Genomic DNA, 8,411 nt, shown 5'->3' with positions numbered 1-8,411 from the left:
CCCCCCCCCGGCGCCCCCCCACAACGCGGGGGGCGCGCCCCCCCCCCCCCCCCCCCCCGGGCGCGCCCCCCCCCCCCCCCCCCCGGGGGCCCCGGGGGCCCCCCCCCCCCCCCCCGGTGGGGGCGTCAGCTCGACGTCGCGTCCTGCCAGTCCTGTACGTACGTGTCGAGGTTCTTGTCGATGTCGTTCCAGTCGGGCCGGAAGATCTGGACGCCGTGCAGCAGCTTGTCGAGCGCCTGGGCGTCCGCGCCGGTCGCCTTGATGTCGCCGCGCGCCGGGAACCCGCCGCCGACCGGGGACACCTCCTGCTGGGCCTGCTCGCCGAGCATGTAGTCCAGGAGCTTCTTGCCGTTGGCGGCGTGCGGGGCCTTGCTGACCAGCCCGGCCGCGTACGGCAGCGCGAACGTGGACGGCTTGCCGCCCTGCTTTTTCGCGAACCAGATGCCGAGGTTGGGCATGGTCTTGGACTGCGCGTAGTTCATCTGCACGTCGCCGTTGGCGACGAGCAGGTCGCCCTTGTCCACCTTGGGCGCGAGCGCGCCGGTGGAGGAGGACGGGCCGACGTTGTTGGCCTGGAGCTTCTTCAGGTAGGCCAGGGCGGGCTTCTCGCCGCCGAAGTCGTGCATGGCCTGGACGAGGACGGCGGTGCCGTCGCCCGCGACGCCCGGGGTGGAGTACTGGAGCTTGTTCCGGTACTTCGGGCTGAGCAGGTCCTCCCAGGTCGTGGGCGCGGGCACCGCTTCCTTCTTGTTGCTGACGAAGCCGAAGTAGTTGTTGACGACGGACGTCCAGGTGGAGTCGGGCGACTTGTCGGCGGCGGCGACCTGGTCGGCGCCGGCCGGGGTGTACTTCTGGAGCAGCCCCTTCGCGTCGGCCTGCTGGATGAACGGAGGCAGGGTGACGAGGACATCGGCCTGCGTGTTGGACTTCTCACGCAGGGCGCGCTGGATGACCTCGCCCGAACCGGCCTCGACGTACTTGACCTTGATGCCGGTCTTCTTGGTGAAGTCGGCGAACACCTTGTCGTACCAGCCGTCGTTCTTCTCGCCCTTGAGGCCGTCGGCGCTGTAGACGGTGACGACCTTGGCGTCGGCGGCGGAAGAGGACCCGCCGCAGGCGGTGAGGGTTCCGGCGAGCACGACGGCGCCGGTCACGGCGGTCGCGACGGAGAGCGTGCGGTTGTTGCGTCGCATGACGTTGTCTTCTCCTGACAGGGAAGGGAGGGGGTGTTGAGGGGAGCCGTTGGTGGGCGTTAAGGAAGGGCCGTTGAGGGAGAGGGCGTTCAGCGGTACGAGGCGCGGGTCCTGATCCGGCCGAGGCCGAGCAGCACCAGGAGCGTCGTGGCCATGAGGACGACCGCGACGGCGGAGCCGGCGAAGAGGGAGCCCCGGTCGGTGGAGCTGAAGATCTCCACGGGCAGCGGCATCCAGTCGGGCGGATAGAGCATGATCGTGGCGCTCAACTCCCCCATGGACAGGGCGAAGCAGAGGCCGGCGGCGGCGTTGAGCGACGGCAGCAGGAGCGGCAGCCGCACCCGCAGCAGGACGTACCAGGGGCGGGCGCCGAGGGACGCCGCCATCTGTTCGTACGCCGGGTCGAGCCGTCGCGCGGCGGCCGACACCGACTGGTAGGCGAAGGCGGTGACGAGGAGGGTGTGCGCGAGGATCACGATCCAGCGTGTGCCGTTCAGCAGCAGCGGCGGCTCGCTGAACGCGACCAGCACGGCGAGGCCCACTACGACGGACGGCACCGCGACGGGCAGCATGAACAGCGCGTCGAGCAGCCGCCTGCCGCGGCTGCGCAGCGCGGCGGCAGCCAGCGCCGCCCAGGTGCCCACGAGCAGGGCGAGGAGGCTCGCCACGAGGGCCGTGACGAGGCTGGTGGTCAGGGCGGCGAGCGCGTCGCCGTGCACGGCCCCGCTGTAGTTGGCGCCGGTCCAGCCGGACGGCAGCACACCCGACCAGCGGGAGGCGAAGGACGCGGCGAGCAGCACCAGCAGCGGGAGCGCGAACAGCGGCACGAAGAGGACGAGAAACACCAGCCAGAGCGCCCACCGGGCGCCCCTGCTATGCACCAACACGGCGGGCCACCATTCGGTAGAGGGAGTAAAGGCCCACGGATATCGCCACGTTGACGACGGCGACCACCGAGGCGCCCGCGTAGTCGGACTGCAGGATGGCCTTGCTGTACACGAGCATCGGCAGTGTGGTGACGTCCTTGGCGCCGGTGAACAGCACGATGCCGAACTCGTTCAGGCACAGCACGAGCACCAGGCTGCCGCCCGCCGCGAGCGCGGGCAGCGCCTCGGGCAGGATCACCTGCCGCACGACGCGCGCGGGCCTGGCCCCGAGGGAGGAGGCGACTTCGAGCTGCGCCGTGTCCAGCTGGGAGAAGGCCGCGAGCAGGGGCCGTACGACGAAGGGTGTGAAGTACGTGATCTCGGCGAGCAGCACGCCCCAGGGCGTGGTCAGGAACCGCACGGGGCCGGACGCCGCACCGGTCACACCGGTCCAGGCGCCGTTGACCAGCCCGGTCGTGCCGTAGATGAAGAGGAGGGCGAGAGTGATCAGGAAGGACGGGAAGGACAGGAAGACGTCGATGAAGCGCGCGACGGCCCTGCTGCCGGGGAACGGCACGAAGGCGATGACGAGCGCGAGCACGAAGCCGAGGACGAGGCAGCCCGCGGTGGACCCGAGGGCGAGCCAGACGGTGGTGAGCAGTGCCTTGCCGAAGACCGCGGAGCTGAGGACCTGGGTGTAGGGCCCGGTGGAGAGCCCGCCGGTGTCGGGGGTGACGGACTGGCGCAGCACCAGGAAGAGCGGGTAGAGGAAGAACACCCCGAGCGCGCCCACCGGCGGCAGCGCCCAGACCCACCCGGGCACCCGGCGGGCCGCGGGCCGGTGGTACGCACCGCCGGCCCCGCGCGGGGCGCCGTCCGGTGTGCGCGGCGGGGTGGCGTCCGGTGCCGGCGGCGGGGTGGCGCGCGGTGTGCGCGACGCCGTGGGCGCGCCCTGGACCGCGGGCACGGCGGCCCGGCCGGCGGGGTCAGCCATGGGTGGCTCCCGCCGGGGCGGCGGCGCTCGCGTCCGTGTCCGCCTCCGCGTCCGTACGCGCGTCCTCGCCGGCCGGCAGCAGCACCGCGTCCTCCGGGGCGAAGTGCAGTGTCACCCGCTCCCCCAGCGCGGGGGCGACGCGCAGTTCGCGCACGTCCGCCTTCACCCGGTGCCCGGCGACGTCCACGAACAGGCGGTGTGTCGAGCCCCGCCACTGCACCTCCGCGACCGTGCCGGGCACCGCGTTGGGGCCGTCGCCGAGACCGACGAGGTGCGGGCGTACGCACAGCGTGGCGCTCGCGCCCGGCGCGGCGCCCGCGGGTGCCGCGACTCCCGCCAGCAGGGTGCCGCCGAACAGGACGCCCCCTTTCGACACCGTGACCGGCAGCAGGTTGGCGTTGCCCACGAAGCTCGCGGTGAACTCCGTGCGCGGCGAGCGGTACAGCTCCCGCGGTGTGCCGCAGTCCCGCAGGCGCGCACGGTCCATGACGGCGATCCGGTCGGCCAGGGTCAGCGCCTCGATCTGGTCGTGCGTCACGTACAGCACGGACACGTCGGGCAGTTCACGGTGCAGGCGGGAGAGTTCCGCGAGCATGCCGGAGCGCAGCTGCGCGTCGAGCGCGGACAGCGGCTCGTCGAGCAGGAGCACCCGCGGCCGGATCGCCAACGCCCTTGCGATCGCGACGCGTTGCTGCTGTCCGCCGGACAGCTCGCGCGGGTGGCGCCTGGCGTACGCCGCCATGCCCGTCATCTCAAGCGCCTCGGCGACCCGGGCGGGTATCTCGCCGCGCGGCACCTTCGGGTCGCGCTGGGCGCGCAGCCCGAACGCGACGTTGTCCTCGACCCGCAGGTGCGGGAAGAGCGCGTACTGCTGGACGACCATGCCGATGCCGCGCCGGTGGGGCGGCAGGCCGGTGACGTCCCGGCCGCCGATGAACACCCGCCCGGCCACCGGCTGGACGAAACCGGCGACCGCGCGCAGCGCCGTGGTCTTGCCCGATCCCGACGGGCCGAGCAGGGCCATCACCTCGCCTGGCTCGACGGTCAGGTCGAGCGAGTCGAGGACGGTGGTTCCCCCGTAGGCGACGCTCACCCGGTCGAACCGGATGCCACTGCCGCTCCCGCCGGTACCGGACGGGATCGCGCCGCCGCGCGCGGTGCCGGTGGTGTTCATCGCGAACGGCCCCGTTCCGCGAGCGCCGCGGGCAGGTCCGCGACCGAGGTGAGGACGTCGCCCGCGCCGGCCCGCCGCAGGGCGGCCTCGTCGTGCGCGCCGGTGCGTACGCCGACGACGGCACCGGCCCCGGCGCGTACGCCGCTGAGCATGTCGTACGAGGTGTCGCCGACGACCGCGACCTCACCGACCGAATCCGCCGCCGCGGTACGCAGGAACGCGGCGAGGACCATGTCCGGGTAGGGGCGCCCGCGCCCGCCCGCGTCGGCGGGGCAGAGCGTGAGGGCGACGAGGTCGCGCCAGCCGAGGGCGTCGAGGATGGCGTCCTGGGTGACCCGGGCGAACCCCGTGGTCAGGACGACGGTCCTGCCTGCTTCCGCGAGTTCCGCGATCGCCTCGGCCGCGCCGGGGACCGGCCCCACGAGGCCGTCGGCCACGAGGTCGCCGTACGCCTTCTCGAAGGCTGCGTTGGCGCGCCTCGCGGTGTCCTCGTCACCGAACAGGTGCCGGAAGACGGAGATCTTCGATTCGCCCATGGTGGCGCGCACATAGGCGAGTTGTTCGGTGTGCCGGTCCGATCCCGGCTCCACGCCGAGGCTTTCGGCGGCGGCGGAGAACGCGCGCTCGACGAGGCCGCCGTCGGCGACCGTGGTGCCCGCCATGTCGAGCACGACGAGCTTGATGGCGTCGCCCGGCCCGCCCCCGGACCCGCGCGTGCCGGTCGTGTCGGCCCTGTCGGCCCTGTCTTCCCTGTCGGTCGCGCCGGCCCTGCCGGCCGTACCGGCCCTGTCGGTTCCGTCGGTCATCTTCCTCACCATCCCAGTTCGTCGGCGGTCGTCTCGGCGATGGCGGGCGAGCAGGTCATGCCCCGCCCACCGGGCCCCGTCACCAGCCACACCCCGTCGCGCACCTGCTCCCTGTGCACCACTCGCGCGGGGTCGGCGCACTGCGCGTACACACCGGCCCAGCGCGGCCGCCCGCGCGGGCGCGGGCGGCCGCGGGGGCCCGCGGCCCCGCCGGGGGGGGGCGCGGGGGGGGGCGCCCCCCCCCCCCCCCCCCCCCCCCCCCCCCCCCCCCCCCCCCCCCCCCCCCCACGGCCGAGGAAGCCCTCGACACGGCCGGTGAGGTACTCGTAGGGCTCCTCCACCACGTCGAAGGCGAAGGGCTCGTCGTAGGCGTGGGTGTCGCCGATGGTCAGGCCGCCGTCGCGGCGCTGCACCATGAGCAGTTGCATCCTGTGTGCCGCGGCGACCTCGGCCTGCGGCTGCCCGTCGGACAGGGCGCGCAGCGCGTCGCCCCCGTACGCCGGGTAGTAGCGGAAGCTGTCCGCGTCCGCGACGGACGTCGGCAGCTCCTCGCCCAGCGGGTCGGTCTGCATCATCTGCAACCGGACCCGGCGCACCGGCAGTTCGGGCGCCAGCTCCCTGACCAGGCCGCCGAGCCAGGCCCCGGTGCACAGGACGACGGCGTCGCCGGGGTGCGTGTCGCCGTGGTCGTCCCGTACGGCCGCGCCGTGCGGGCGCTCGACCACGTCGCGCACCTCGCGGCCACCCAAGAAGGTGTACCGGCCGCTGGCCAGGAGCGCTTCCTTCAGGGCCAGTTGGGCGGTGCGCGGTTCGACGGCCGCGTCCCGCTCACACCACAGCGCGGCGGCGAAGGCACCGCGGAGCGCCGGGTTGAGCGCACGCGCCTCGTCCGGTGTGAGGAGCTTGTAGCCGCGGGCCGCGGCGTCGGCGCGCTCGGTCGCGGCAGTGGCCACGGCGAGTTCGCGTTCGGTGCTCACCGGGGTGAGCGATCCGTTGGCACGGAACCCGACCCGCGGCACCCTGCCGCCGATGTCCTCCCACAGCTCCCTCGCGCGCAGGGCGGTGTCCAGCTCCTGGCCGCCCGCGCGGCCACTGACCCAGATCTGGCCGAAGTTGCGCAGGGAGGCGCCGCGCGCCTCGGGCTCGCGCTCGATCTGGACGACCTCGTGGCCGCGCTCCACTGCGTGCCAGGCATGCATGGTGCCCAGCACACCGGCGCCTACGACGATGACTTTCACGGCGGAAACACTCCTCGGATGCGGTGTACGGGGACGGTCCTCCCCGCAACCAGATGGTGAACGCCCATCCAAGTTTGGACCAGACCCGTTATCTTTTCGTGACAAAAAGAGTCGGCGTTACCTCCGTGTTCACGGTGTTAAGGGATGCATTGGGAACGCGTTCGGCGGGGAGCCCGCCGTACGAGGCGGGCCCCGCCTCCCGGCGGGCGTCGCGTGCGCGGGCGGGTTACGTCTCCGCGCCGTCGAGGTGCGCCGTAAAGCTGAAGCGGTCGCCCCGGAAGAGGGTCCTCACCCGTTCCAGCGGCCGTCCTCCGGTGTCCCGCGACACCCGGTGCAGCAGCAGCATCGGCAGCGCGGGCGGGGTGCCGATCAGCAGCGCCTCGCGCGGTGTGGCGAGCACCGTCTCGATCCGCTCGTCGGCCTCGCCGAAGGACACACCGAGCCGCTCACGCAGATACGCATAGAAGGACGAGTCGGGGTCGAACTCCGTGTCCAGCGAGGGGGCCCGTGCGACGGAGACGTACGTGCTCTCAAGGCCGACCCGCTCGTCGTCCGCGAGCAGCACCCGCTCCATGTGCCACACCGGCTCACCCACCGCCGCGCCCGTCGCCCCGGTCAGGGCCGGCGTGCACGGGAAGCTCTCCAGCGAGATGAGGCCGCGGCCCGGGGCGCGGCCCTGCCGCCGTACCCCCTCGGTGTAGCTGGCGAGGGACAGCGGCTGCTCCAGCTTCGGTCCCGCGACGACGGTGCCCCTGCCCTGCCGCCGCAGCCGTCCCTCCAGCAGCAGTTCGCGCAGGGCCTGGCGCACGGTCTCGCGCGAGACCGTGTACCGCTCGGCGAGGTCCCGCTCCGTCGGCAGGAGTCCCCCCTCCCCCAACTCGTCGATGAGAGCAGCGACTTGAGCCTTGACCGCGTAGTACTTGGGCACGCGGCCGTGCTCGGGCACACCGGCGCGCACGGGCGCGCCCGGGGCCTGGAGATGGCGGGAGTCCAGAGGGTGGTCCACGGGGGGATGGTCGCATGCGCGCCGGTGCCTCGGCCGGTCAGGTCCTGCGCGTACGCCGCCGTTCCACCAGGACGACGAGTCCGGCGCCGGCCGCGACCAGTGCGACGGACAGCGCCGTACGGGCGAGGACCCCGGCGGCACCGGTCGCCGCGAGCTGCGGGACCGCGGGGTCGGCGCCGCCTTCCGGGACCGCGGGGCTCGCGCCGCCGTCCACCACCGTGAAACGGTACGGCTCCGACTCGCCGATCCAGTCGCCGTCGCCGCCCTCGCGCTGTACGGCGGCGGCGCTGACCGTGACGGCCCCGGACGGCGCGCCCGCGGCGAAGGCGAGGCTCGCGTCCAGGCTGAGCGTCCCGTGCGCGGGAAGCGTGAACCCTGCGGTGTCCTCGTCGGGCACCGCGATGATCTCGTCCTCGTCGGAGGTGTGGAGCGGCATCGCGCGCAGGGTGCCGTGGCTGTCGGCGAGCCGGAGGGCCACCTGGTCCGCCTTCAGCCGGCGTCCGCTGTCGGTGACGACGATGAGCGGGTGGACGTCGCGACAGGCGTGGGCCGTGGTGTTGGCGAGGTCGACATGCCAGGTCCGGGCGCCACCGCCCGCCTCGTACGTGCCGGGGCCGCCGCGCAGGCCCGTACGGACGGGGAAGGTGTGCGCGGCGGGGTTTCCGCATGCGGGCGCGCGGGAGGACGGGGCCTCTCCCGCCGCGGCGGGGCCGCCCGCCAGCGGGACGAGGGCGGCGGCGACGGCGAGGGACAGGGCTGCGGCACGGCGCGGTCGCATGACAGGCGTCACCTCTGCTGGTCGCGGACAGGCGGCGGACGGGGGCCGACGTTGCCACGCGCCCGCCGCCGGGCCGGGTCACCACGACCACCAGCAGCTCGAAAATCATACGAATAGGCCCATCGGGTTCGCGCAGCTCGGTGCTCAGGGATCAGGGCTCAGGCCTCACGACTGGCGGTTCACGCCTCAGCGCACACGACCGGCGGTTCACGGCTCACGGCTCACGCCATGCGGCGGCCGAAGACCGGAGCCAGCACCAGCTGCGCCGCCCCCTCCGCGACCGGGCGCGCGTCCGCCTCCGCCGCCGTCACCGGCACCGTGCCGGGCCCGCGCCCCGCGGGCCGCTCCCCCAGCAC

The 8,411-nt window shown here is 73.8% G+C and carries 8 protein-coding genes and 1 pseudogene; all 9 read right to left on the bottom strand.

Features of this window, described 5'->3' with window-relative positions:
• Positions 1-125 precede the first annotated feature (125 nt).
• The gene (locus LCE31_RS27505; protein ID WP_225018853.1) at positions 126-1,193 is read right to left on the bottom strand and encodes a 2-aminoethylphosphonate ABC transporter substrate-binding protein; all 1,068 of its coding nucleotides are present in this window, start codon (positions 1,191-1,193) and stop codon (positions 126-128) included.
• A gap of 89 nt (positions 1,194-1,282) precedes the next feature.
• Positions 1,283-2,080 carry an ABC transporter permease subunit gene (locus LCE31_RS27500; protein ID WP_225018851.1) on the bottom strand — a complete coding sequence of 266 codons (798 nt, stop codon included), beginning with the start codon at positions 2,078-2,080 and terminating at the stop codon, positions 1,283-1,285.
• Entirely contained in the window at positions 2,067-3,053 is a 987-nt protein-coding gene (locus LCE31_RS27495; protein ID WP_225018850.1) for a 2-aminoethylphosphonate ABC transporter permease subunit, read from the bottom strand. The genes LCE31_RS27500 and LCE31_RS27495 overlap by 14 nt, the downstream gene beginning before the upstream one ends.
• A complete protein-coding gene (locus LCE31_RS27490) occupies positions 3,046-4,227 on the bottom strand; it encodes an ABC transporter ATP-binding protein (protein WP_225018848.1) in 1,182 nt (393 codons plus the stop codon). The genes LCE31_RS27495 and LCE31_RS27490 overlap by 8 nt, the downstream gene beginning before the upstream one ends.
• Positions 4,224-5,033, bottom strand: a complete 810-nt coding sequence (locus LCE31_RS27485; protein WP_225018845.1) for an HAD family hydrolase — start codon at positions 5,031-5,033, stop codon at positions 4,224-4,226. The genes LCE31_RS27490 and LCE31_RS27485 overlap by 4 nt, the downstream gene beginning before the upstream one ends.
• 5 nt (positions 5,034-5,038) lie before the next feature.
• The gene (locus LCE31_RS27480; protein WP_225018843.1) at positions 5,039-6,271 is read right to left on the bottom strand and encodes an FAD-dependent oxidoreductase; all 1,233 of its coding nucleotides are present in this window, start codon (positions 6,269-6,271) and stop codon (positions 5,039-5,041) included.
• Between the two features lie 226 nt (positions 6,272-6,497).
• The gene (locus tag LCE31_RS27475; protein WP_225018841.1) at positions 6,498-7,277 is read right to left on the bottom strand and encodes a GntR family transcriptional regulator; all 780 of its coding nucleotides are present in this window, start codon (positions 7,275-7,277) and stop codon (positions 6,498-6,500) included.
• Positions 7,278-7,314: 37 nt separating this feature from the next.
• The gene (locus LCE31_RS27470) at positions 7,315-8,055 is read right to left on the bottom strand and encodes a hypothetical protein (RefSeq protein ID WP_225018839.1); all 741 of its coding nucleotides are present in this window, start codon (positions 8,053-8,055) and stop codon (positions 7,315-7,317) included.
• Positions 8,056-8,276: 221 nt separating this feature from the next.
• Positions 8,277-8,411, bottom strand: a pseudogene (locus tag LCE31_RS27465) (ROK family transcriptional regulator); the annotation flags it as partial.

The organism is Streptomyces sp. 8L, from assembly GCF_020176795.1.
Classification (GTDB): domain Bacteria; phylum Actinomycetota; class Actinomycetes; order Streptomycetales; family Streptomycetaceae; genus Streptomyces.
The sequence above is the reverse complement of the archived record's forward strand: the minus strand, read 5'-3'. Positions and strand labels throughout refer to the sequence as shown.

Bases quoted from the DNA above. Each gene is read 5' to 3' on its own strand.
- LCE31_RS27505 (WP_225018853.1), bottom strand. From the start codon at position 1,193: ATGCGACGCAACAACCGCACGCTCTCCGTCGCGACCGCCGTGACCGGC.
- LCE31_RS27495 (WP_225018850.1), bottom strand. From the start codon at position 3,053: ATGGCTGACCCCGCCGGCCGGGCCGCCGTGCCCGCGGTCCAGGGCGCG.
- LCE31_RS27490 (WP_225018848.1), bottom strand. From the start codon at position 4,227: ATGAACACCACCGGCACCGCGCGCGGCGGCGCGATCCCGTCCGGTACC.
- LCE31_RS27485 (WP_225018845.1), bottom strand. From the start codon at position 5,033: ATGACCGACGGAACCGACAGGGCCGGTACGGCCGGCAGGGCCGGCGCG.
- LCE31_RS27470 (WP_225018839.1), bottom strand. From the start codon at position 8,055: ATGCGACCGCGCCGTGCCGCAGCCCTGTCCCTCGCCGTCGCCGCCGCC.